Below are 23,986 nucleotides of genomic sequence, written 5' to 3'. Positions count from 1 at the left end.
CGAACGCCTCGGCGGACCGGCCGGCCGCCTCCGAACACCCCACGACCACACCTGGTGAAAGAAATGTTCGAAAACTTCTTGATCCGCCCCGACAGCCTGCGCAACGAACAGCGCGACGGGCAGACCGTCGGCTTCACCCTCGCCGTCCGCCACGCCAACTACCGCGGCTGCTACCTCTCCCTCCACAACGGCTACTACATCGAAGTCGACGGAACCGAATACCCCACCGACCGTCAGGCGTTCGAGATCAACGGCAAGGCCCCCCGGACCTTCGACGAGATCCGCACCGCGGTGCACGAGCACTGGGACTACGACGACGAAGGCATCCTGCACATCGCCGCCCCTGGCGGCCTCACCCCAGGCGAGCACACCGTCCGCTTCCAGCAGTCCGTCCTCGCCGCCTACGGCTACCTGCCCACCGACGAGGAATGGGTGAAGAACCCCCCGAAGCCCGGCTCCGGAGCAGGCTCGGACAAGGCCCCGCAGATCGTCGCCTACACCCTCACCCTGACCGAGCCGGAGAAGACCCGATGACCATCCAGCGCGGCGTATCGCTCTACAGCTACCAGCAGTCCCAGTTCTTCAAGGAACTCACGCTGGAGGATCAGATCCGCGAGGTCGGCCAAAACCTCGGCGGCGCCGACGGCATCGAACTCGTCGACGAGATGTCCCTGCGCTACCCCGACCCCGGCGACGCCTTCCGGCGCCAGTGGTTCGCGTGGATGGACACCTACGGCACCAAGCCCGTCGCCATGGACGTCGGGATGGACGTCCTGCAGTTCCGCGACCACGTCATGACCATCGAGGAATGCGCCGACCGGCTCCGCCACGACCTCCGGCTCGCCAAGTCCCTCGGCTTCACCAACGTGCGCGTCCTGTCCGTCGTCCCCATCGACGTGCTCCTTTCCGCCCTGCCCCTCGCCGAACAACTCGACATCAAGCTCGGCAAGGAGATCCACCAGCCCATGCCCCTAGAGGGCCGGGAAGTCGGCGAGATCATGGACATCGTCGAACGCACCGGAACCAAGCACCTCGGCATCGTGCCGGACCTCGGCATCTTCCAGTTCCGGCCCTCGGAAGTACTCCTGGCGTGGTTCCAGCGACGCGGCGCCCAGGAATCGGCGTGCGAAGCATCCGTGCACCTAGCTCTCCAACTCCGAGAGGGCAAGGCCCCATTCGACCACCTTGACATGGCTCGCCACACCGCCGGCAACCTGCGCGCCGAATTCAACCGCTTCCTGACCACGGGGATCTGCCAAGCCGACTTCACCGAGGCGTTCGAGGGCGTGAAACGCTACACCGACGAGCGCGTCCAGAACCCCCAGGACGTCGACTACCGAGCCGTCGCCGAGGCACTCATGCTCTCCCAGACCTCCGCAGACACACTCCGACAGCTCGCCCCTCACGTCATCCACGTCCACGGCAAGTTCAACAACATGTCTCCGGTGCCGTTGCAGCCAGGGGAGTACCAGGAGATCTCGATCGACTATCCGTCGGCGATCCGTGCCCTGAAGGAGGGCGGCTTCCACGGATACATCAACTCCGAGTACGAGGGCCAGCGCTACTTCCAGGACCGAGGTCGCGAAGACCTGATGGACGAGGTGGAGCAGGTCCGCCGCCACCAGAAGATGCTGCGGAGGCTGCTGGCCGCATGAGCACCACGACTGAACACACCCACGCCACCCCGGCCGGACCGGGCAGCCGACTCATCGCATACGTCGGCACCTACGGCAACCACTCCGGGGCCGGCGGCATCACCACGCTCGAGGTCAGCCGGGACGGGCGCAAACTCACCCCTCTGAGCCGGGTCTCCGAGCCCCGCGACGCCGGCTACCTCGTCTACGCCGCCGCCACGCGCACCCTGTACGCCGTGGACGAGCGCAAGACCGACGGCCGAGGGCCGGTGGAACCTCCCGCAAGCGTGCATGCCCTGTCGGTGTCCGAACAGGACGGCAGCCTGACATGGCTGAACTCGCGCGTCGCGCCCGGCCCCCGGCCGACGTTCCTCTCGGTCGACGAGCGCCGAAACGCCCTCCTGACCGCCAACCACGGCGACTTCGAGCACGTCGAACACGTCGTCCGGACGGATGACGGCACCTGGGCGGTGAAATACCTGTACGACGACTCGACCGTGCTGCTCTACGGCCTCGAACCGGACGGGCGGATCGGTCAACTCCACGACGTGCAGGTGATGCCCGGCCACGGCAAGGACCCGAATTTCTCGCCGCAGGCCGGCGGACACGGCCAGGCCAGCGCCCACGCGCACTGCGCCGTCATCGATCCCAGCGGCAACTACGTGCTGGTGGGCGACAAAGGCACTGACCGCATCCACGTCTTTGCGCTCGGTGACACGCTCGAACTCGTTCACACGCACACGTTCCCGCCGGAAACTGGTCCACGGCACATCGCATTCGACCCTACGAGCGGACGCGGCTTCGCCACGTGCGAGTTCGCGTCCGACCTTGCCTCCTTCACGTTCGACCCGGCGTCGGGCCGGCTGAGCCTCGTGGACCAGGTGTCCACCGTCGCGGCCGGCCACGAGGGCCTGAACGAACCAGCCGAGGTCAGAGTGCACCCCAACGGCAGGTTCGTCTACGTCAACAACCGCGGAGAGGACTCGATCGCCTGGTTCGAGGTCTCCCACGAGGGCGGTCTCGCCCGCCTGGGGCATGTCTCCCTCGCACCCTCACTCCACCCGGGTGTCGCAGCCCGCAGCTTCGCCTTCGACCCGTCCGGGGCGTTCATGCTCGTCGCCGACAGACCGGCTGACCTCGTGCGTGCGTACGCGGTCGGTGAAGCCGACGGGGTGCTCTCGCTGCTGGCGGAAGCGCACGTTTCGCAGCCGGCCTTCGTCGCGTTCGCGGAGCTGGCTGAGTGATGCGAGTGGCCCGGTGACTCCGGAGCCGGGCCACTGCAGAGCTGACCGGTGACAAGTGTTCGACGCTAAACCCGGCGAGTATCGCAACCTCGCCCTGGCGCAGCCCGGAGACCTGGCGCTGACCGCGGCGGCAACGGGACTGCCAGAACTGGGGGAGTGGCCCGGTCGTGGCCACTGCCATGCACGTCAACGGCTCCCCTGCCCTTGCCTGGGAGCACGCCGCCGTCGTCGAACCCGCAGCCTCCACAGTGTTCGACGGCTTCCCCGACCTCAAGCTCATCGTCCCGTACTGCGGTGAGGCCACCGCATGCAACTCAACCGCCACCGGTCCCTGCACATGGGGCTCCTGGGCCTCGGCGACTTGCGCGAACAGCTCACTGCGGGCGGTACGGAGTGGGTGTAGGACTACTCGCCACCACCTGATCCACCGTCTGGTCGCAGACGGCGGCGCCCGACGCGGTGTTGATGGCGGCCCCTCGAGCATCGGCCTGCATCACCATTCCTTCAAGGAGCGTCAGTTGGCAGTCGGAACATCGTCCCGGCGCGACAGATTCAAGAAGGAGGTCACCGAAGGCCTGGCGGTCCTGCGTGCTCCGGGGTGCAGGCGGTGGTTCCTGTGCCAGGCGTTGTCGTCCTCCGGAACGGCAACCCAGGCCGTGGGACAGGCATGGCTCGTCGTTGAGCTGCACGGCGGCGGAGCTGCCCTCAGCGTGGTTACGGGTGCCCTCTACCTGCCGATCTTGCTGCTCGGCGGCGCCTTCGGCAGTCTGTCGGACCGCTTCGACAGACGCCGTCTCCTGCTCACCACACAATAAACCCAGTTGTCGATCGCCGCTCTGCTGACGGTCCTGACGGCGACCGGCCACATCACGATCCCCGCGCTGGCGGTGATTGCCCTGCTGATGGGCACCGCGTTCGCGGCCGACGCGCCAGCACGCCAGGTCTACGTCTTCGACCTGGTCGGCCCCGCCCGCCTGGCCAGTGCTGTCAGCCTCAACGAGGTTGTCATCAACGCCTCCCGCATTCTCGGGCCCTCCCTCGGCGGCGCACTACTGGGGGTCTGGGGACCATGGGCGTGCTTTCTCATGAACAGCCTGTCCTTCGTCCCGACCACCCTGGTGCTGCTGCGACTGAAGCCGACCTCGAAGGCCGAGACCAAACCCGCGGCACAGCGCGCACGCCGACCCCGGACCTCGCGTGACGGAATTCGGTTCGCTTGGTCTAACCCAGCGATCCGGGCCAGCCTGCTGCTGGCCGTCTCTGCTGGCGCGGTCTACAACGTAGCTCCCCTGATGCCACTGATGGCCCAGCAAGTGCTCCACGTCGGCGGCTCCGGATACGGCGCCATCACAGCAGCCTTTGGCGTCGGCGCGCTTCCCGGTGCGCTCCTCTCCGCAACGCGCGGCCCCAACCCGAAGGGTACCGACGTCCGCAATCTTGGCCTGGTGATGGGCGCTGCGGTGCTCCTCTGCTCCTTCTCCTCGACGCTGGTCGCCCTGTTCGTGACCATCGCAGCTGTCGGCTGCTTCTCCATCTGGTTCATCGCCCGGGCAAACGCCTTCGTCCTCGTCTCCACGCCGGCGCACCTGCGCGGTCGCGCTATGGGGCTGTGGACCATGGCCCTCCCGGGCATGAACACCCTTACCGGTCTCGCGGTGGGTACCTCCGCCGAGGCTGCCGGACCCCGGTGGGCCTACGGAGGCGTCGGCGTCGTCACGATGCTCCTGACTCTCCTCACCTGGCACGCCTGGGGCCGTGCGCCCGCGCCGGACTGCCGGACGGACCCGCCGTAACACGCAGTAGCGGCGGCGTCGCAGAAGCCTGCTGCGTCCTCGCTGTGTGACCGGCCGCCGGAGACGGCGTCGCCCACCGCCGTCTCCCCGCACTCCCGGTGCAATCCACCAGGCGCTCAGCGGCGGGCAGCAGCCTGCAAGGGACAAGAGCGCTAGCGTGGATCTATTCCGCCCGTGTGCTGCTCATAGAGGTGAGATGGCGTGAGCACCGAGATCGAGGCATCGCCGACCCCAGGAGGCCCTGAACGGCCTCAGTCGCCTCGTGACGTGGCTCTTGCCTCCGCTCTGCTGGAGCTGAAAGACCGGCTCGCCGCCACGACCTACGCCGCCTACCTTCCCGTGCACGGTCGACCTGCATTGAGGGGAGCCGTGGCGGTGGATACGCCGTGTGGCTTCACGGTTCCCTCGGAGCTGTCCCTGGAAGACATGCGGCAGCCGACCGCCCGGGCCTACAGAACCGGTGAGCTCATCGTGGCCGAAGCCGACGAGGTCCGGGAGCTGATCCGCCAGGTACCGGAGCTCTTTCTGCACAGCCCGTTTCCCATGGCAGTGGCATCTGTCCCACTCGTCGAGGCCGGGCGAACCTTTGGCTGCTTGAGTGTGCGCTGGTCACGCACTCAGACACGAGGCACACCGGTTGCCCCGGACGATCTTCGACTCCTCCAGACAGTGGCCGAGAAACTCGCGGGCCAGCTGCACCACCTCGCCGAGGCGGGGCTGTCCATGGAGGCCCCGACCGTTCCGATCTTCATCGCACCTGCTCCCATGCCACTGCCCGATGCCGGCTCGACACCTGCCGCAGACCAGCTCGGTCGCGGCGTCACCGGTACCACGTTCCTCTACCAGCTCCGCCGCCTCTCCACGCAACTGGCGGGTGCCGTACAGATCCGTGACGTCCTCACCGCCGCGCAGGACCAGGTCATGGCACCCTTCGGAGCCAGCGCGCTCATGCTGTGCCTCGTCCAAGAAGGACGCCTTCGAGTCGTCGGCTCCTCCGGGTTCTCCCGCGACGAGGTCGGCCACGTTGAAGGCACCCCCCTGTCGCGTTCCACCCCGGAGACCGACACGGTCACCCTCGTAGAAGCCCGCCTGCACCAGTCAGGCGACGCGTCCGCCCGTACCAGCGAACCACGTGCAAATGACAACCAAGGCAACCAACCACGGGCCTACATGCCCCTGATCGCCAACGGCAGATCGATCGGCTGTTGCATCCTGGAGTTCCCCGCACCCTGGCACTGCTCCCCAGCGGATGAGGAAATCGCGTTGACCGCCCTCATGCTGGGGCAGATCGGTCAAGCCCTGGAACGCGTCTATGCACAGGAGGTGGAGCACGCCTTCGCCCGAACCATGCAGGAGAGCCTGCTTCCGCCTAGCTTGCCCCTCACGCCGGAGACAGTGGTGACGTCCCGATACCTTCCAGCTACCGAGGGAGCAGCGGTAGGCGGTGACTGGTACGACGCTATTCCGCTCCCCGATGACCGGATCGGCCTCGTAATCGGAGACGTGGAAGGCCACAGTCCACAGGCAGCCGGTGTGATGGGACATCTACGCAGCGCCGTCCTTGCCTATGCCACCGAAGGCCACGAGCCGGCCACCATCCTCGAACGCACGGACAGGCTGCTGCGCATACTCGGGACATCCCGGTTCGCCACCTGCTGCTGCCTATGGCTCGACCCCGCAACGGGTGTTGCGAAGGTGGCTACGGCCGGACATCCCCTACCTCTGGTCAGCCCCGCCCCCGGCGAGCTCACCGCACTCGACGTACCAGTCGGCCCTCCGCTGGGGCTCGGGGACGACCATCACTACGAGCAGCAAGAGATCACTCTCGGGCCTGGCACCATCACTGCACTCTTCACCGACGGCCTCCTGGACACACGAGCGCTGGGCCCCGACGACGCACTGACCCGGCTAGGGACTGTCTTCAGTTGTGATCAAGTTCGGCGGTACCTGCCGATCCGGTAGGACTGTGGCGTGACGCGTACGCAACTGACCGACGAAGAGTGGGAGTTCATCGGGCCATTCCTGCCGGTCGGCAGGTTCGGCCCGTACCCCGAGCGGCTGCGGGATCAGTTCGAGGGGGTGATCTGGCGGTTCCGCACCGGCAGTCAGTGGCGGGAGATGCCTGAGCGGTTCGGCGCCTGGCAGACCATCTACAACCGCTTCATGCGATGGCGGGACGCGGGCGTTTTCCAGGCCCTGCTGGAAGAGGCGATCGCCGAGGCCGCCCGCCGGGACGAGATCGACATGTCACTGGTCAGCGTGGATTCCACAACCACGCGGGCTCATCACGACGCGGCTGGCATGCGGGTCAGTGAAGAGACCCTGGCCGCGCTCGAAGAGGCGGCCTCGCAAAAGGGGGAGCGTCCGAGGAACAAGGCGGACAGGACGGCGAAATCGATCCGGTCCGCGCCGAACGCCGACGCATCCGCTTACGACGGCGGGCCCGGCTGAAGGCCGCCCTGCTCGGGCGGTCCCGTGGCGGGCTGACCAGCAAGATTCACCTGGCCGCCGATCGGCGCTGCCGGCCGATGGCGCTCCTTCTGACCGCCGGGCAGGCCGCCGACAGCCCCAGTTCGTCCCGGTCCTGAGTAAAGTGCGGGTCCGTCTGCCCGTCGGCCGTCCCCGCACCCGGCCCGCCGCCGTGGCCGGCGATAAGGCCTATTCTTCCCGCGCCAACCGTGCCCACCTGCGCAAACGCCGTATCGAGGCGGTCATCCCGGAGAAGAAAGACCAGGCAGCCAACCGCAGGAAGAAAGGCAGCCGGGGTGGCAGGCCGGTCACCTGCAGCGCCGATCTCTACCGCGATCGCAACACGGTTGAGCGGGCCATCAACAAGCTGAAGGACTGGCGAGGCATCGCGACCCGCTACGACAAGACGCCCGAAAGCTACCTCGCCGGACTCCATCTCCGCGCAGCGACCATCTGGATCCGCAGCCTCCTGAAAACCGATTGATCACAACCGCAGACAGTCCCTAGCGCCGAACGCGACCGCATGGTCGCTGTGCTCACTGCCCGGCTCGGCGGCGACGCCCGGGTGCCCGGCGGCCGCGCGGCCGCCGTACTGGGGAAGCTCGCCCTGCGGATGACGACCCAGCCGGCTCTCAACGTCTGGCGTGGCCGCCTCACCAACTCCTCCGCCCCGGCCCTTGGTGACATCCTGCGTTACCAGTCCAAAGGGGCGGACCTCAGAGACCACCTGAGACAACACATCGCCACCGAGGCGGGACCAGCCGCGCCGACCGTCCTGATCGGACACAGCCTCGGCGGCGTCGCACTCGTCGACCTGCTCGCCCTGAGCGCCGCACAGGGACAGCCGCTGTCCGGCATCAGACTGCTAGTCACGGTCGGCTCCCAGGCGCCCTTCCTGCATGAACTCGGTGCTCTCACCGGACTCGAGCCCGGCGCTGGCCTGCCCGACGGATTCCCGCGCTGGCTGAACGTCTACGACCGTCAGGACCTGCTCGCCTTCCTGGCCGAGCCGATCTTCCCCGCTGACCCCCGGGTCACCGACCACGAAGTCGTCAGCGGCCAGCCCTTCCCACCCAGCCACAGCGCCTACTGGAAGACGGACAGCCTCTACGACGGCGTCGCCGAGGCCGTGGCGGAGCTGGGATGAGCGTTCTGGATGGCCAGTTCCCCGAGACACCGAGCCCGCACCGGATGTACGCGCTCGTCGTAGGGATCGAGAAGTACGCGATCACCTCGGGCTGGGACCTGCACGGCGCGGCACGCGACGCGCTGCGCTTCACACAGTGGCTCACCGGACCGGCCAGGGTACCCACGGACAACATCCGGCTGCTGCTGTCCCCGGTCTCCGCCGAAGGGCTGGACTGGTCCGCCACCCCTGAACTGGCCCGGCTACGCACCCGGTGGCGGCCCGCCACCGAGGAGAACGTCAAGAACACGCTGCTGGTGGAACTTGCGCAGTGCAACGGGGACATGCTGTGGATCTACTGGGCCGGCCACGGATTCCTCAGCCCTCGCCGCGACCTGATGCTGGCGTGCGCCGACGCCGACGAGGGCCAGATCAGGCACCTCAACCTGGACTCAGCACTTGCCTGGTGGGCCACCGACAAGGTCAGTCACCCGCGCTTCCCGCTCCAGGCCGTCCTCGTCGACGCCTGCCGTGTCGACCCGCGCGAGAGCGCACTGAACTTCGGCAGCAACGACTACGGCGGCGGCACCATCCAAGTCGGCCGCCGCCAGTTCCTGCTCTACGCCTCCCGCCCCGGCGAGGCCGCCAAGAACGACACCGAACGCCAGGCGGGCCAGTTCACCGAGGAGCTCCTGGCCGAACTGGCCCGCCGCAAGCTCCCCGACTGCGTCGCCGACCTTGCTGACATCGGCCGCGCCGTCCACAAGCGGTTCGAGGAACTGCGCCGCCGTGGCGATGCCTGGCAGCTTCCCCAGTTCATCAAGGACCGCGACTGGGACGCATCATCCTTCCTCGATCACGGCTTGCCGCACCTGGCGAAGGCCGCCCGCTTGGACCAAGACGCCTGGAACGGCCTCGACCGAGCCTTCGCCGGCCACGCCTTGCCTCCGCACACCTACGACGCCTATGCCTGGGCGTTCCGCGTCACCGGCTGCACCACCCCCGTACATGAGGGCCTGCCCGGCGACAGTCTCATCGACGTTGCACAGGACCTCAACGAACGCCAGGGCCGCACCCCGACCATCCCCCTGACGGTGCCGTTCGTGCGCTATCTCGCCAAGTACGCCGACCCCGCCTGGGGAAAATTCTATCCAAGTGGGTCGAAGAGACCCGGACCCGCCTCAGCGTCCCCGCCCTGCCACCGCCACCGCAGCCGCGCCACAGCACCGTGCTGCACCTGCGCCTGGACCAAGTCGGTGTGGACACATACCAGGTACGGATGTGGCGGCGCCGAGAGACCCTTCTCTCCGTCTGGGAATCTGAAGGTCGCCCCCTGCTCCTGGATCAGGTACGCGATGCCCTTGGACACCAACTCAAAGCGGTACAGGAGGCGTTGCGGATGGAGGACGACGAGGGCAAGCTCCCTGTGGTGGAACGGATCGAGTTCCACGTCCCCTTCGAGCTCTTAGACACCCCCTTCGACCAGTGGGACATGCCTAGTGGGCGTCGCACCGGCAGCGTCCCGCTGGGCCTGCTCCACCATGTCGTCGTCCGATGCCCCGACGAACGCCAAGACGCCCGGGCCGTCTGGGAACAAAAGTGGCGCTGGTTGTGCGCCCAAGGCGGCAGATACTCGCAGGCGATCCAAGTGATTACCGACTCGCACATCAAACGCACCCTTGGCCTGCGACTGCGCAGCCGAAAAACACCTTCCTGTGTCCTCGCCGACATCTCCGGCATACACACACAAAGCATGATTGATGCTGTGCTCGAAGGCGGCATACCGGCGGCCGTGTGGTGGCGCGGCGGAGCACCGCACCCGAAGATCCTGACGCCCGCGCGGAATTGACACGACTGCTTGCGCTAGACGACAACGGCCAGCCCACCACCAACGTGCTGACCCTGCCCCAGCAAGTCCACGAACTGCGCCTCGACGGCGCAACCGGCAGTCGTATCACCCTTCTGTGGGACGATCCCGACTGCACAGTGGAAACGCGGTCCCTGCACAGCTGACCGGCTTACCAATCGGCCCAGTCACGAAGCAGCCCTCGACAGAACCAGGGAGCGTCCCGATGACGGCGACAGCAAAGGACTGGTGGCTCTACCAAGGGGCCGGCACCACCACCGAGCGCCAGGAACGCCTCGACATGACACCGGTGCCGCCCTGGCGTGACTTCTCCGGCACACCCGACCCCGCCTACCAACCCCCCGACTGCGCGGGCGAATCGTGGTCCCGCACCGTCGAACGTGGCGAAGGCTACGTCCCCGGCGACGAAGAGACCGACATCGTCAATACCGCGCTCTATCTGCGCCGTCCACTCCTGGTCACTGGCAAACCCGGCGTCGGCAAATCAACCCTCGCCCACAGCATCGCCACTGACCTCGCACTGGGGCCCGTACTGCGCTGGCCCATCACCAGCCGCAGCGTGCTGCGCGACGGCCTCTATCTCTACGACGCCATCGGCCGCCTTCAGGAAGCCAATCTGGATCAGATGCTGCGCGGCACGGCCCCGCGCACCCTTGCCTCGGCCACCACCCCCTCGGCCCCGGCCCCGGCTGTCTCGTCCATCGCTCGCTATCTGCGGCTCGGCCCGCTCGGCACCGCACTGCTGCCTCAGGACCGCCCCCGGGTACTGCTGATCGACGAGATCGACAAGAGCGACATCGACCTACCCGGTGACCTCCTTACCCTCTTCGAGGATGGCAGCTTCGAGATCCCCGAACTGGCCCGGCTCGCCTCGGACACCCTCCAGGCGGACATTGCCACCGCCGACGCCCCCGACGCCCTCGTCCGCATCACAGGCGGACACGTCCAGTGCCGCACCTTCCCTGTGGTCGTCCTCACCAGTAACGGCGAGCGCGAATTCCCCCCGGCCTTCCTACGCCGCTGCGTCCGCCTCCACCTCGACCCGCCCGGTCCCGACAAACTCGCCCGCATCATCCGCCAGCGGCTCGGCGTCGAGGTGACCGAGGGTTCCGAACCCGAGCGGCTCCTCATGGAGTTCCTCGACCGCGGCACTGCCGGCGACCTGGCGACTGACCAGCTCCTGAACGCCATCCAGCTCCGGCTCAGCAGGGCATGGAGTGCGCAGGAGGACCGCCAGCGGTTCCTCGACACCGTGATGCAGCACCTCACGGAACCGTCGGTATGAGCGAGGCTCTCCACCGGCGAGCGGTGGACCGTGCCGGATGCGACCAGGCCGGAGCATGCCGTGATTGAAGAGCTGCTGACCGCGTTCACCGAGAGCCACACGGACACGGACATCGGCGTGGAGGAGATCGCGGACATCCTGTGGCTTGCGGCACGGGTTGATGCGGCCTCCCGAAACCGGGCTGCCGAGTCCGAGGCCCGGACGCCAGGTCCCGCAGCCAGCTCACCCAGCAAACAGCACCGACAACAGCAGCCCGCCAAACGGGAACCAGACGCTCAGATGTTCCCAGCAGGCGGGAGCACCGATGACACCCTCGGCCTCAAGGGCATGCCTCTGCGCCTGCCCCGTGCGGACACACTGCATGAACCCCTCGCCCTGATGCGGGCCCTCAGACCCCTGGGACGCCGCGCGATCGGCGCCACCGGCGAGCGGCTCGATGAGCAGGCCACCGTGGAACGCAGCGCCGAGCAACTGCTGCCCAGCCCGGTCTACCTGCCTGCCGAGCGCAGCTGGCTGGACCTTGCCCTGGTCGTCGATGCCCACCATTCGATGCTGTTGTGGAGCGATCTCGTCGAGGAACTCCGCCGGATCCTGACCCGCAGCGGCGTCTTCCGCGACGTACGAAGCTGGTACCTCTCCGGAACGGAATACGGCGGCACCCCGGCAGTCGCCCCGAGTCGTGACGCTACAGCCCGCAGCCCCTCCGAACTCGCCGACCCGGCCGGACACCGGCTCATCCTGCTCCTCACGGACACCGTGGCCAACGGCTGGCGCGGGGGAGCACTGCACGAACTCCTCGCCCGCTGGAGCGGACACAACGCGATCGCCATTCTCAACGTCCTGCCCGAACGGCTGTGGACCCGAGGCTCCGCACACCCCGCACCGATGTGGCTCCGCGCCGACCATCCCGCGTCCCCGACCCGCACCTGGCACCACACCCCCGTCACACCACGTACACGCCTGCGCCGCAGGCGCGCCGAGCCATCTGCCACCCCGGGCGCGACGGCGATTCCCATCATCTCTGCCACCCCGGCAAGCCTCACCCGGCTCGCCCGCGTGACCGCCGGCGACTCCAGCCGCCAGCTGCTGCCCTGCCTGCACCTTGAAACTCGCCAACCCCTGCCCGCACTACCGGCTCAGACCCCCGATACCCCCAGCGGGCTCGCCGCCGTCGAAACGCTTCCGGGCGAATGCCTCACCCACCGCCCAACAACTCGCCGCTTACCTTGCTGCCGTCCCTCTGACCCTCCCGGTCATGACCCTCGTACGGCGCTCCATGCTCCACAACTCCGAGCACGGCCACCTCGCCGAAGTCGCCCTCGGCGGCCTCTTCGAACCCTGGGACGCCTCCACCACCGACCTCGCCTTCGACTTCCGCCCCGGCGTACGAGACGCCCTGCTCGGCTCCCAACGCCGAAGTGACGTCTCCGCCGTACGGGAACTGGTCCGGCAGACGGTCTGGCAGTACCTGGAACAGCGCCATGGGGCAGTACGGGAGTTCCTGGCCACCCGAGTGGACCAGGGGACAAGCGGTCAGCTCCTGGTGGACGAACACACGGAAGCATTCGCTGAGTTGAGGCGAGCCCCGGACGACGAGCCCCGTCCGGATGCCCATCCGAACGTGACTGCCGAAAGCCCCACTGGACAAGATCCAGACCGCAATCGCATCGAAGCACCATCCACGTGGGAAACCCTCGACAATGACAGTCCTCAGCACATGCTGAGGAATCCCTCGGAACATCCCGGCCCGTTGGGAAAGGAAGAGGATTCACGCCAGGAAGAGCGAACGCCACCCAGGACGAGGGATCTATCACCGCTGGGAAGAACAGGCAGGGCCGCAGTCGTCTTTGTTCACGGACTGTTCTCCTCGTCCGATACCTGGCGTGAACTCGGGGCAGAGCTATCCAGGATGCCCGGCGTTGCGCAGGACTTCGATTTTCTTTTCTTCGACTACGCGACACCCCGTACATCGTTTAGCCCATTGCGGAAAATGCCGAATCTCGACACCGTTGCCGACGTCCTCAGAGATTATCTGGACAGCCAGCCGTCCACCCACGAGCGGCTTGGTGTTCGTCACCCATAGCCAAGGTGGGCTCGTGGTCCAGCGGTATCTGTCTCGGATGCTCGCGGAGGGCCGGGGGTGGAACTGGCCCGGATCCGGCGGGTGGTGATGTTCGCCTGTCCCAACAACGGTTCGGAGCTCTTCCTGTTGCTGCGCCGCAGCCTTCTGGGTGTCATTGGCAGCTACCAGGAACGTCAGTTGAGGCCGCTTCAAGCCTCGGTGCAGGAGGCCCAGCGCAGGGTGATGACGGGCATCGTCCACGCTCGGCATGTGTCGAACGACCGCTGCCCGATCCCCTTCATGGCTTACGTGGGCGAGAGCGACAACGTGGTCTTGCCCTCTTCGGCCTTGGGGGTATTTCCTGAAGCCGCTGTGCTGCCCGGCGATCACTTATCCGTTATCAAACCCGGCCCTGACGGACGGCTCGTACGGGCTCTGCGAACAAATCTGGAAAGAGCTCTGGTAGAGCCCTATCCTGAGGAGCCTGTTTCGGGTATGCCCAGGCGTGGGCAATTGGATGCGCATGGTGGGACTTTCTGACGGAGCCCGAGATGTTCGGTCCGGTAGTGGTGGGGACCGGCTCCTCCACCGCCCAGTTCTTCATTCACGGCGGCCCGCTGGAATTACTGTCCGGTATCGACATCGTTGTATCGGCGGAGAACCTCTACCTGGAGGCCTCGCCGTTTTCCAGCTCCTCCATCTCGGGCAGACTGCGGCGGGCTGCCGCAGTCAAAGGTGTCGGCGGGGAGATCCTTGAGGATGTGGTCGGCGACAGCCTCATTGCCTGGCTGCGCGCCCACGCCCGCTACGGCATGCCAGTGGGCGAGGGCACGGTAGCGCCGACCCCCTCCGGGGCGCTAGCCGAGCGCGATATCCACCGCATCTACCACGCGGCCGTCGGCACTCCGGTGGAAGGCGCTGACAATTACGTCATCAACCCGCATGCCATCACCCAGGCCACACACAAAATCTTTGAGGTGGCCCGCAGGGAACGCCGCGAGTTGGACTTGCCCCTCAGCTCCGTCTGCCTGCCCCTGTTCGGAGAGGACGGCGGTGACATCACACTTGCCAGGAGCTTCGAAGCCATGTGGGGCGCGCTGATGACAGAACTATCCGACGATAGCTCGTGGAGCATTCACATCACTGCCCGCAGAAGATACAGCTACGACACGCTCAAAGAACTCTTGCTGGCTAAGAAGGCGACGAACGAGGCATGAGACTCTCCGCGGTGAGAGGCGAGCTTCAGCCAGATCCATCGCGGGTGGACTGCGGGCGGCCGTCGGCGCGGTGCGTACGGCCCTGGTGGTCGATGTGTTCCAGCGCGGCCCGGGCGTGGCGTCGTACTCCTGCGGTCGGGCCGGCGACGCCGGGATGGTGGTCGGTTCGACCGAACGATCCGACCCTCCAGCGGTCCAGGTTCTAGCCGGGGCGCGTTGTCCCCTATTGGTCAACGGCGGGCCCACTGTCCGACGGGTTGTAGGAGAAGGCCCCGCGGTCCCCAGTGCTTGAGCCTGTTCATGTGCCGTCTCGCGTTCTCCGATCGACTGCCCGCTGCTCACCTGCGCAGTTGCCGGGCGCTGCTGAGCGCCTTGTCGATGGAGGCCAGGAGTTTGTCGACGGCGCGGGTCTGCTGCTGGACGCGGACGCCGTACTCGCCGAACGGGGTGGTGTTGTCGACGGGCAGGGCGATGAGGTTCTTCATGTCCTGGACGACGTCGGAGACGAGGACCGGTAGCGGAGCGGTGCACCGGGGCGCCGTGGCTCTCCACGTGGGGGGCGAGCCGGGTGAGCTCCTTGAAGTCGTCGCCGCCCGCCGGCCCGAGCAGGGCTTGGAGACGGCGGGCTTCGACGTCTGCGGCGAGCAGTTGGGCGATGAGGGTGTTGAGGTCGCTGTTGGTGACATTGGCTGTACGGTCCCGGGCCCGGCGCTTCCCGGCGATGATCCAGCCGATGACGGCGAGCCCGATGGTCACCAGCAGGCCGGCGATGGTGAGCGCGACCGTCGTGGTGGAGCCGCTCCCGGCCGCTGTCGCGCCGGTCGTCATGTGTTTCCTGCCGGCCCCGACCGTGGTCAGTGCGCCGAACAAGAGGATGAGAGCGGCGCGTTGGTCGAGCGGGTCACGGTCGTTTGTTGCGCACATCAGCTCCGCGGAGGGATGGGGGCAGCGGCTCGGATGCCGCCGATTCTGGTCGCTGATGCTGTAGCCGGTGCACCCCGCGATGCCCTCGCGTGACCCATGTCACAAAGGATGTTCCCGGGAGAGGTGAGGGTGGAAGTGCGGCACGGTCCTATGAGGTGGTGTGAGGCAAACCCAGGCAACCGACGAGCCGGCCGCAGCGCAAAGGAGTGCACATGTCTGATGAGGCAGTGGGCACTTCCCACCACCCTGACTCGCCCCCGGCCGGTGGGGCCGAACTGCTCGTGCTGGACGGCGAACTCGCGCGGTTCGAACGGCTGCTGGCGCCCGGTGTCCCCAAGGAGAGTGCAGCCGAGCGAGCTGGCCGTCATGCCAGGGACGCCGAGGTAGTGGAGATTCTGCGCGCGCAGGGCTTCGCCGGTCCGCTGTTCGAGAGGTTCACCGGCCAGCTGATGGAGTACGCCTGGCCCGTCCTGCTCGACTGGACCGGGACGGGGGAGATCTTCCGCCAGGCCCGCAGCGCCGGATGCCCTGTTCCTGCCCGTCTGATCATCCCTCAGTGGAGCCAGGACGACCGCTACGAGGTGGTCACCGACTCTGTCCTGGACGGCCTGCAGACCTTCCGCGACAACGCCCTGGCGGGCGGCAGATGGAACCCCGCGAAGGGCGCGGCGCTGACGACCTACTACGTGGGTGCCTGCGTCTTCGCCTTCCGCAAGGTCTACGAGGCCTGGAGCAAGCAGTACACCGCGGCCCGGCGCTCGCAGCCCTGTACCGGACTCGACGGCGACCCTGTCGTCGCCCTTCCCGACCAGCGCGCCGCGGATCCCTGCCACACCGCCGTCGTCCACGGCATGATCGATCGCGTGCTGCCGCTGCTGACCACCCCCGAACTACGCGCCGCCGTCGCCTGGCACGGGGCGGGCTGGACCCAGGAGGAAGCCGCCGAATTCGCGGGGCTGAGCGTGAAGGCGTTCCAGGGCCGTCTGGCCCGCGTACGCACCAAGGCCCGCGAGCAGCACAGCCGAAGGGGGAGCGCGATGACCAGCCAGACAGGAGGAGCCATGGACGTCAACCCGGTGGCCATCGGCCACGACGCCTTCGACGCCCTGCTGGACGCTTCCAGCCTGGGAGCCCCGCGTGTGCAGGCGGTGCGCCGTCTCACACCTACGGCTGTCCGTGACCTGCTCGCCTTTCGCCGCGGCCTCCCGGCCGCAGACGCCCCGGCGCGGCCCGCACCGCTGCGCGAGCAGGTTGCGGAGGCCGCGCAGCCCCTGCTGTCACGCGCTGGCGAGGAGCAGGGGCCTCGGCAGGCGCCCGGACGCAGCGGGTCACACCATAATCTGCAGATCAAGAGCAATGAAAGCACAAAAAGGGTAAATGTTTCGGCGACGCTTCAGCTTGACCTGTATCAGCGTTTTCTGAATCGACTGAAATTCTCGACTCAATTCTTTACGGGTTCGGCGGAAATTATTCTCGAGGATGCTTTCCTCGAAATCCTTTCGAGTTGCTGGAAAGAAGCTATCGGGGTTGCGGAAGCGTCGATGAAAACGAGGTTGTTCAGGCAACTCCTCTCTTCTGAACAGGGCCGTGCCCGGATCGGGCTCTACGGCGTTGGCGTGAAATCCGCACCGGCCTATCCCTTCAATTGCGAGGAGACGTGGCGTTCTGGCACGCCAGCCGCCGGCCTTCCCGGCAGCGGGCGACCCGGGTACATGGACGGAAACTGGCGGGTGCACACAGGCTGGCCGCACGGATTTGGCCGCAACCTGACCGGGGAGGGCTCCGAGGTTGCGCGACATCGATGCGGCACAACGTGTCGCGGCCGTCGTCTTCGGTGTGGGTCCTGCCAGGCAGCCTTGGAGACTCGTTGGCTCCTTGGCCGTGCACATTCGCGCCCCAGCACGCGCGATGTGGGCAGGCAAACAGGGCAGCGCAGGACCTGGGGCAACGAGTCGTCTGCTCCGGCACGGCCGCTGCACAGCGGACCACAACGACGCGATGCGCGGTGGTGGGAGGAGACGGACGCTGATGCCAGGGCGCGCGACTGGCTGGCTGCGGTCTGGATCTCTGGCCCCAGCGGCCAAGGAAGAGGGCGCGGCTCGGGCAGGCAGAGGCCCAACAGCGGGGATGAAAGGCGCACTTGGCTGGACTTCTTTTTCACCCTGGACGGCCCGGGAGTACCGGTGCGATCCCACGCTGTTCCGCCTACTGCATGGGCGTTCGGGACGGGCTCGATTGGCTGGCCTGTGGACCGTACGGCTTTCTGCCAGGGCATGGCTATGGGCCTTGCATGCGTGCTTCGTCGCAAGAGCCACCGGCGCCGGGAGCAAGCGGTGCAGCCAACCTGGGCCACGGGTTTCAGCGAACAACGCTGCCCAGCTCGCCAGCAGCGCCCGCTGGGGACATTGACGGCCATCACCTGCGCTCGGCTGGATGACCGTATGCCAGTGCTTCCTCCGGGACTCGTGCGGACCGGCCTGAGCCGCACCTGGGGGCAACAGGTGCCGCTCCCGCTTGCCCTGGCAGCGGAACTACTGCTTTGGACCGATGGCGGCACAGGCGTGACGAGTGCAGCCCGCCGCATTCAAACAGCACAGGAAGCAGTAACTGAGCGGGAAGCGGCCGAACGGATGCTCCTGACAGGCTATTTCCGGATTGCCGTCCCCGGTGCCCCCTACGCCCTGTCCGCAGTCCCTGAAGGACTGCCAGGACAGCAGACCGTATGATCTTCGCACCCAGTCTGCTCGCTGCTATGTATCAGGTCTTTTTCGGCTCACAGCAACGCCTGCGAAGAGATGGCGGACAGGCGATCCGACGATCAGGTCGCCACCTGGGTGGACAGTTACGTGAACACGCCTGAGGACCAGGCGCTGCCAGCGTTGAAGCAGACGGCGGCCCCCGGACGGGTTTTGGACAGCATGCGGGAGAACAACGACCACCCAAACGCACCTCACCGTCCGTCCGTGACGCCCTCTTCGCGCAATGGCTGAGCGATGCCCATGGACACTGATCTGACTCCAGCACCTTGCGGAATATTGCAATACTCACGATCTGGCCGGACGCACAGCCGAAAGAAGTCAGGCGAACGAGCGTCCCCAACCGGCAGGCAAGGATGAGATGGCGCGATATGCCTGGAGACGATCACTGCTGCCAGTGGCCGCTGACAGTGCGCAGGCCCGTGAGCGCCTCGAAAGCGGCCCCAACCGAAGCCGCCTGCCTTGTCTGGACGACATGCGGGACACGCCTGCCATCGTGGTCCTGGGGGAGCGGGGATGCGGCAAGTCCGTCACGCTCCACCAAGAGCACAAACAACTCCTCCACGACGGGCTGCCGGCCACCTTCCTGGATCTGGGCAGGGACGTCTTCGACCTGACCTCCGCCGGCGAGCGACTGCAGCAGAACCTGAGCACGAGCGTGGGCAACGAGGCGAGGTATGTCCTGCTGGACGGCTTGGACGAAGGGCTGAGCGACATCCCCGGCCTCGACAAGATGCTGGTGCACCATCTGCGGGCGTTGAGCGAACCCGAGAGCCGAGGGCCTGCGGGTGAGGATCGCCTGCCGCACCAGCCGCTGGCCCGCAGCCCTGGAGACGGGCCTGCGCACGCTGTGGCCGAGATCCCGCCAGGTGGCCGTGGTCACGCTTGCTCCGCTGACCCGCGACGACTGGAAGACAGCAGCCAGCCAGCACGGCCTGAATGGAGCCGACTTCGTGGCTCAACTGACCGGCCGCAACCTTCAGGCACTGGCCCAGCAGCCCGCCACCTTCATCCCCTTGCTCGAGGCTCACGCGCGCGGGGCGACGCTGCCCGCCACCGTCGCGGACGCCTACGCCCAAGCCTGCCGCACCCTGTGCACAGAAACCTGGGACGAAGACTTCGCCCGCCGCCAAGGACGTCCCGCGGTGGACCATCTCCTCGCGATCGCCCGCTGGACCGCGGCCGCCATGCAGTTCAGCCGCTGCGCCGCTCTGGTCGACGGGCCCCGGGCGGGGGGGAGCGAGTGGACCTGGACACCCTGACGGCTCCCGACATCCCGGGCCACCACCCCCGGCAGACGTGCGGCCGCCGCGAGCTCGTCCATCTGAGTGCCTGTTCCTGAGGCCGACATGACATGTCGGTGGTCGTGACTGGTTGGCGAACGGCTCAACCGGTTGGTGCGGGTGAGGGTGTCGGCATCGTTCATGAACAGGACTTCGCCGGGCCGAAGGGGTGACTAAAGTCGGATCGTGACGACAGCAGAGACCACCCTGTGGAACGTGCAGGCCAAGCGCGGCAAGCTATGGGAGACCATGGCCAGCGGGAAAGCTCAGACAGAGGACGGCAACGTCCTGGCACTGGGAGCGCTCGCCGCCCACCTGATGACGGTGGACCACGACAACGATCTCGATGAGCGCCGCGTTACTCGTAAAGGCACCCGACGGGCTCGCCACCCGACTCCGAGCAATGCTCACGGAGGACGACCTGGTGCAGCACCTCAGGAGCCACGGCTACTACCCCCGGCGTGAAGAGGCCCCGCTCGCAGCGTTCTTCCGAAGGCCGTCCATGACGCTCTGCCCTCATACCTCCAGTCCGAACTGACCCGGGTGGGCCCGCCCCGACGGCGGTATGCCCCCGGCGAACTCGCGTGACCACGCCCCACCGGCCGTTAGAACGTCACAGATCACCGGGTGTTGAACCGTCGGCGGGACCACGAGAGTTCGTGGGAGAGTGGCTCCGGCGGGTTCTCAGAGCCGGTCCGGGTGGAGTTGCCGACCGTGAACTTGAGAACGATCAGTCCCGGTTGGCCTCGCGCGAGGCGGGTTGCGTGCTCCTGCGGGAGGACCGGCGGGTGATGCGCCTGGTCATTAGCGTGATCGAGGCCCAGGTGATCAAGGATTCCGAGTGCTGGCATGAGCCGCTCGTAGTCCCGGGCGTGACGGCGGGCGTGCATGATCCAGGCGAGCGACCTCTCGACAACCCAGCGGCGGGGCAGGATGACGAACCCGACCGCGTCCTTCGGACGGCTGATCGTCTTGAGCGTGAGGTCCAGGTTCTTCTTGGCCCAGGTCACGAGCTGTCCGGCATAGCCGGAGTCGGCCCAGACGATGGTGATCTCGGGGTGCATCAGCCCGCAGCCTGAAGAGCACTTCCTTGGCAGCGTCGCGGTCGGTCGTGTCGGCCGGGGTGACCATGACGAACAGCGGTAGGCCCTTGGTGTCGACGACCAGGTGCCGCTTGCGTCCGTTGATCTTTTTCGCGCGCCGTCGTAGCCGCGCGAGTCGCGCCCGACGGTCTCGGCGGCTTTGACGGACTGGGAGTCGATGACCGGTGGCAACCGCGCCGGGGGCCCGGCCCATCTCGCGGCGGATGCGTTTGCGGAGCTGGTCACGGATCTGTCCGACGGTGCCGGCCCGCGGCCCAGCGGGCCATGAAGTTGTAGCAGGTCCGCCAGGGCGGGAAGTCCCTGGGCAGGGCCCTCCACTTGCATCCGGCTGTCGACGACGTAGCGGATCGCGTCGACGACCTCGCGGCGCGGGTGTTTCTCGGGGCGTCCCCCCTTGGGGGACTCGCAGGCCGGCGGCGGGAGGAGGGGCTCGATGAGGGCCCATTCGTCATCGTAGGTGTCGGAGGGGTAGCAGCGGTGCCGGGACAACACAAACCTCCCTTCCGGAGAGTGGAGTTGGGGGACGGCTGTGCCGTCCCCCAACTCGGTCAGCTGTCGATGTACTCGCGATGATGTCGAGCGTGGACTCGACCGAGCCGAGCTGGGTGTTGAGGTGCTTGATCCACCGTCCTTTCGGCTGGAGAGCGGCGTGCGGGCCGACGACGGCGGTGATGAACCGGCGGATCTCCGGTGAGCTTCTCCCTCACGATCGAGAGTTCGTAGGCTTGGAGCTCGGCGGTGTCGGTTGCAGAACCGGTAGCCGTCCTTCTTCGTCCAGGATCAGGGGCGGCCAGCCCCGTTCGGAGATGAATGTCGCGCAGGCAGGCCAGGCCCGCGCGGGTCTGGCTGGGCGTCAGCTCGCCGGAACGGACGAGCTGAGGGAAGGTCAGCCCGGCCGGGCGGGCCTCGAAGAGCACGAACCGGGACCGTGTCGGCGTGCCGCTGGCAAGCCCGCCGATCTGCGCTCGGAAGCGCGTGGCACCGGCTATTCGCCTTGGCAGGAGCCGGGCCAGTTCGCCGTCGACGTCGACCTTCCCGGTGTCGACGGCCGTCTCGATCCAGTCCAGAAGTCGCGCGCGGACCCGGGCGACGTTCTCGCTGGACCAGGACGCGTTCGTCGTCACCGAGCTGCCGGTCGCGCAGGCCCGGGACGACGCGGCCGGCCGCCGCGACGAACGCGTGGCAGGCGGTGACGAGGTCGAGGAACTCCACCGACCGGTCGATCGCGCGGATCGCCGGGGCGAGCGGGTTGTTCTCCTCGAAGTCCTCGCGGGCCTGCTGGCCGCGTTCGACCTGGGCGCGGTTGACCTGGTGGCGGGCTGGTGTCGTCGCCCATCGCCTTGAACGCGACGTCCGGCCGACGCAGCAGACCGGTGGTCACCTCAGCGGCGACGGACTCGTCCCGGGTCAGCTTCCCTCGACGACCTTTCACCTTGTCGGCCGCCTTGACCTTCGCGACGACCGCGGGGCGCCGCAGGATGTCCGGGGCGATCGCCGCGGCGACCTCGTCCTCGCGGGACAGCTCCTCCACCGCCCTCACCTTGTCGGCGGGCTTGACTTGGCGCGACCACGGCCGGACGACGGCAGCAGATCGCCAGGTCACCGTCGCCGCGACCTCCTCGTCCTTGGCGAAGCGTGTGGATCGCGCTTGACCTTCTCCTGCGCGGGTGACCGGCTTGACGGACGCCTGACCGGCCCGCCCGCCGGGTCGCCTCATCCGGCGGTCCACCGCGACTTTCCCCGCCGGCGGGGGTTGCCGGATCGCCTCCGACACCCGCTCCTCCTCGTCCCGCGATCCCCGCCAGAATCCGGTGGACCGTGTAGGAAGACGCCCGCGACCCGGCGGTCCTTCGGGACCCCTGGACGCCGTCCATCGCGTCTGGTTCACCATCGAGTACGACCACCCCGATGTCCTCGGCCAGGCGGAACAAGCGACTCCTTCACCGGTGAACGGCGCCTCGCTCCGCTCCTGGCCGCCCGTACTCGGCGCATGGGCTCGACTTCCAGCGCGTAGTCGCCGATCGCGAACTGGATGCGGCTGGCCGTCTCCACCAGCTTCCGCAGCTCCGCCACAATCTCCGCGTACCGGCTCGCGCTGACACTGCCGACCTTGCCGCCGGGCGTCGGTGTTCTCGGATCTCCTCGGGCACGGTTCTCACCCCAACCCGCGGACCGGGCACGGCCGTTGACCGTGACGAGACACGGCCCGCCTCTCGAAGCCGAGAGTCAGACCGTAAAATCCTATGATCACAACGATTGGCCCGGTAATTAGCCGGTTTCCGATCGGAAAGTGCGATCCGGATTGTGTTCGCGCAACGGTCAACCGTGAACGTTTCGCCGTACGAATCCTTCCGGGCCCTCCAGGCCCTCGGTCACCGCACCGCCGCGAGCAGTAGACGGCGTTCGACCGCCGGTCCACCCTCGCCACCCAAGTTCGCCCCGCAGACCGGGCACTTGGGCCACTCCGGCGCCGTCCAGCTCGGACCGCCACCCGCCTCCGCAGCCGGCGAATCCGACGCCACTGCCTGGCACGACACACCGCAGAAATACAGAACAACGGCATCGGGCCGCGCTCACCAGCCTCAGCCGTTCGCCACAGCCCTCCGCACACCCGATTCTCCGGTCCCGGCCCGGCGCCACTCGGACACAAGCCGGCCAAGCCTAGTATCGCCATAGGCTTGCCCAGACAACCGGAGATATGGAACAGGGACTGAACGGAGTCGGGGCTGCTGACCCCGGTCGGCGCGGCGCCGCTGGGTTTTCGCCCCACCGCAGTTTTCAGGAGTATTCTGGCAGCCGAGTTCCTCAACGCCTGCCGGATTCAGCCCGACGGTCACGAGGGAACTGCTGTTGGAGTGGGCGGCGGCCAGGCCCCGCCACATCGTGCCGGCCCATCGAGGAGGTCGGCAGCCTCGGCTCGCCATCGGCGACGAGCAGCTTCTTCCGAGGACCTGGCTGGCGTTATGGACTTTCGTGTATCTGCTCCTCGCCGATCCTGCAAAGCCCTCCCCGCCCTGGCAGCGGGGCACGTGTGGCCCAAGCCCTCCTCGACCGCCGCCGACGCAGGCAGTCCCGACCCATCGACTACAGCTCGCTTCAGCCGCATCGACCACCCGCAGGCCTTGGCCGCACACAGGTCGCAGGCCGTTGCCTCATACCGGGCAACGGACTGGGAGCAGCAGTACCTGGCTCCTGCAGATCAGCCATAGCAGTGCCCACTCCC

At 67.3% G+C, this 23,986-nt stretch carries 15 protein-coding genes and 6 pseudogenes; 15 read left to right on the top strand and 6 right to left on the bottom strand.

The features are described from left to right. Positions 1-63 precede the first annotated feature (63 nt). The 13 genes and pseudogenes from ACQEWB_RS49825 to ACQEWB_RS49765 all read left to right on the top strand — a co-directional run bounded on the left by ACQEWB_RS49825 (position 64) and on the right by ACQEWB_RS49765 (position 14,697). Positions 64-534: a C-glycoside deglycosidase beta subunit domain-containing protein gene (locus tag ACQEWB_RS49825; protein WP_432844434.1), complete on the top strand. Its 471-nt coding sequence runs from the start codon at positions 64-66 to the stop codon at positions 532-534. Then, a complete protein-coding gene (locus ACQEWB_RS49820; protein WP_432844433.1) occupies positions 531-1,655 on the top strand; it encodes a sugar phosphate isomerase/epimerase family protein in 1,125 nt (374 codons plus the stop codon). Before ACQEWB_RS49825 ends, ACQEWB_RS49820 begins: the two co-directional genes overlap by 4 nt. Beyond that, a complete protein-coding gene (locus ACQEWB_RS49815; protein ID WP_432844432.1) occupies positions 1,652-2,878 on the top strand; it encodes a lactonase family protein in 1,227 nt (408 codons plus the stop codon). Before ACQEWB_RS49820 ends, ACQEWB_RS49815 begins: the two co-directional genes overlap by 4 nt. A gap of 179 nt (positions 2,879-3,057) precedes the next feature. Beyond that, positions 3,058-4,671: pseudogene (locus ACQEWB_RS49810) on the top strand (MFS transporter). 201 nt (positions 4,672-4,872) lie between these two features. Further along, positions 4,873-6,633 carry a GAF domain-containing SpoIIE family protein phosphatase gene (locus tag ACQEWB_RS49805; RefSeq protein ID WP_432844431.1) on the top strand — a complete coding sequence of 587 codons (1,761 nt, stop codon included), beginning with the start codon at positions 4,873-4,875 and terminating at the stop codon, positions 6,631-6,633. A 9-nt stretch (positions 6,634-6,642) separates the two neighbouring features. Beyond that, positions 6,643-7,624: pseudogene (locus ACQEWB_RS49800) on the top strand (IS5 family transposase). A 39-nt stretch (positions 7,625-7,663) separates the two neighbouring features. Then, entirely contained in the window at positions 7,664-8,287 is a 624-nt protein-coding gene (locus ACQEWB_RS49795; RefSeq protein WP_432844430.1) for an alpha/beta fold hydrolase, read from the top strand. Between the two features lie 1,258 nt (positions 8,288-9,545). After that, complete coding sequence (locus ACQEWB_RS49790) at positions 9,546-10,115, top strand: hypothetical protein (RefSeq protein ID WP_432844429.1); 570 nt, start codon at positions 9,546-9,548, stop codon at positions 10,113-10,115. 223 nt (positions 10,116-10,338) lie between these two features. Beyond that, positions 10,339-11,418, top strand: a complete 1,080-nt coding sequence (locus ACQEWB_RS49785; protein WP_432844428.1) for an AAA family ATPase — start codon at positions 10,339-10,341, stop codon at positions 11,416-11,418. Between the two features lie 30 nt (positions 11,419-11,448). Next, positions 11,449-12,522 (top strand): annotated as a pseudogene (locus ACQEWB_RS49780) (SAV_2336 N-terminal domain-related protein); the annotation flags it as partial. A gap of 151 nt (positions 12,523-12,673) precedes the next feature. After that, positions 12,674-13,501, top strand: coding sequence for a hypothetical protein (locus ACQEWB_RS49775; RefSeq protein ID WP_432844584.1), 828 nt, complete (start codon positions 12,674-12,676; stop codon positions 13,499-13,501). Between the two features lie 57 nt (positions 13,502-13,558). Continuing rightward, positions 13,559-14,020 carry a hypothetical protein gene (locus ACQEWB_RS49770; RefSeq protein ID WP_432844427.1) on the top strand — a complete coding sequence of 154 codons (462 nt, stop codon included), beginning with the start codon at positions 13,559-13,561 and terminating at the stop codon, positions 14,018-14,020. 11 nt (positions 14,021-14,031) lie between these two features. Next, positions 14,032-14,697 (top strand): hypothetical protein, encoded by a 666-nt coding sequence (locus tag ACQEWB_RS49765; protein WP_432844426.1) that lies wholly within the window; start codon positions 14,032-14,034, stop codon positions 14,695-14,697. A gap of 338 nt (positions 14,698-15,035) precedes the next feature. Here the strand turns inward: ACQEWB_RS49765 and ACQEWB_RS49760 are convergent, their stop codons facing one another. Then, positions 15,036-15,182, bottom strand: coding sequence for a hypothetical protein (locus tag ACQEWB_RS49760; RefSeq protein WP_432844425.1), 147 nt, complete (start codon positions 15,180-15,182; stop codon positions 15,036-15,038). Between the two features lie 651 nt (positions 15,183-15,833). Here ACQEWB_RS49760 and ACQEWB_RS49755 point away from each other — a divergent pair. Beyond that, positions 15,834-18,347 (top strand): hypothetical protein, encoded by a 2,514-nt coding sequence (locus ACQEWB_RS49755; RefSeq protein WP_432844424.1) that lies wholly within the window; start codon positions 15,834-15,836, stop codon positions 18,345-18,347. Positions 18,348-18,762: 415 nt separating this feature from the next. On the opposite strand, the gene ACQEWB_RS49750 is transcribed toward ACQEWB_RS49755, so the two are convergent. Next, on the bottom strand, positions 18,763-19,260 hold the full coding sequence (locus tag ACQEWB_RS49750; protein WP_432844423.1) for a hypothetical protein: 498 nt from the start codon (positions 19,258-19,260) through the stop codon (positions 18,763-18,765). 70 nt (positions 19,261-19,330) lie between these two features. Here ACQEWB_RS49750 and ACQEWB_RS49745 point away from each other — a divergent pair, with 70 nt between their 5' ends. Then, complete coding sequence (locus ACQEWB_RS49745) at positions 19,331-19,639, top strand: hypothetical protein (protein WP_432844422.1); 309 nt, start codon at positions 19,331-19,333, stop codon at positions 19,637-19,639. Between the two features lie 751 nt (positions 19,640-20,390). Here the strand turns inward: ACQEWB_RS49745 and ACQEWB_RS49740 are convergent. From ACQEWB_RS49740 to ACQEWB_RS49725, 4 genes and pseudogenes are all read right to left on the bottom strand, one after another. Next, positions 20,391-21,252: pseudogene (locus ACQEWB_RS49740) on the bottom strand (IS5 family transposase). Positions 21,253-21,311: 59 nt separating this feature from the next. Further along, complete coding sequence (locus tag ACQEWB_RS49735; RefSeq protein ID WP_432844421.1) at positions 21,312-21,887, bottom strand: DUF6192 family protein; 576 nt, start codon at positions 21,885-21,887, stop codon at positions 21,312-21,314. 37 nt (positions 21,888-21,924) lie between these two features. Beyond that, positions 21,925-22,032, bottom strand: a pseudogene (locus ACQEWB_RS49730) (DUF6192 family protein); the annotation flags it as partial. A gap of 121 nt (positions 22,033-22,153) precedes the next feature. Then, positions 22,154-22,480 (bottom strand): annotated as a pseudogene (locus ACQEWB_RS49725) (DUF6192 family protein); the annotation flags it as partial. Positions 22,481-23,986: the final 1,506 nt, after the last annotated feature.

This window comes from Streptomyces sp. CA-249302 (assembly GCF_050936785.1).
In the GTDB taxonomy this organism is placed as follows: Bacteria; Actinomycetota; Actinomycetes; order Streptomycetales; family Streptomycetaceae; genus Streptomyces.
The sequence above is the reverse complement of the archived record's forward strand: the minus strand, read 5'-3'. Positions and strand labels throughout refer to the sequence as shown.

What these genes read in the sequence shown, in the direction of transcription:
- ACQEWB_RS49760 (WP_432844425.1), bottom strand. Translation starts at nt 15,182, where the DNA reads ATGAAGAACCTCATCGCCCTGCCCGTCGACAACACCACCCCGTTCGGC.
- ACQEWB_RS49755 (WP_432844424.1), top strand. Translation starts at nt 15,834, where the DNA reads ATGTCTGATGAGGCAGTGGGCACTTCCCACCACCCTGACTCGCCCCCG.
- ACQEWB_RS49795 (WP_432844430.1), top strand. Translation starts at nt 7,664, where the DNA reads ATGGTCGCTGTGCTCACTGCCCGGCTCGGCGGCGACGCCCGGGTGCCC.
- ACQEWB_RS49815 (WP_432844432.1), top strand. Translation starts at nt 1,652, where the DNA reads ATGAGCACCACGACTGAACACACCCACGCCACCCCGGCCGGACCGGGC.
- ACQEWB_RS49775 (WP_432844584.1), top strand. Translation starts at nt 12,674, where the DNA reads ATGACCCTCGTACGGCGCTCCATGCTCCACAACTCCGAGCACGGCCAC.
- ACQEWB_RS49820 (WP_432844433.1), top strand. Translation starts at nt 531, where the DNA reads ATGACCATCCAGCGCGGCGTATCGCTCTACAGCTACCAGCAGTCCCAG.
- ACQEWB_RS49790 (WP_432844429.1), top strand. Translation starts at nt 9,546, where the DNA reads ATGTGGCGGCGCCGAGAGACCCTTCTCTCCGTCTGGGAATCTGAAGGT.
- ACQEWB_RS49825 (WP_432844434.1), top strand. Translation starts at nt 64, where the DNA reads ATGTTCGAAAACTTCTTGATCCGCCCCGACAGCCTGCGCAACGAACAG.
- ACQEWB_RS49765 (WP_432844426.1), top strand. Translation starts at nt 14,032, where the DNA reads ATGTTCGGTCCGGTAGTGGTGGGGACCGGCTCCTCCACCGCCCAGTTC.
- ACQEWB_RS49785 (WP_432844428.1), top strand. Translation starts at nt 10,339, where the DNA reads ATGACGGCGACAGCAAAGGACTGGTGGCTCTACCAAGGGGCCGGCACC.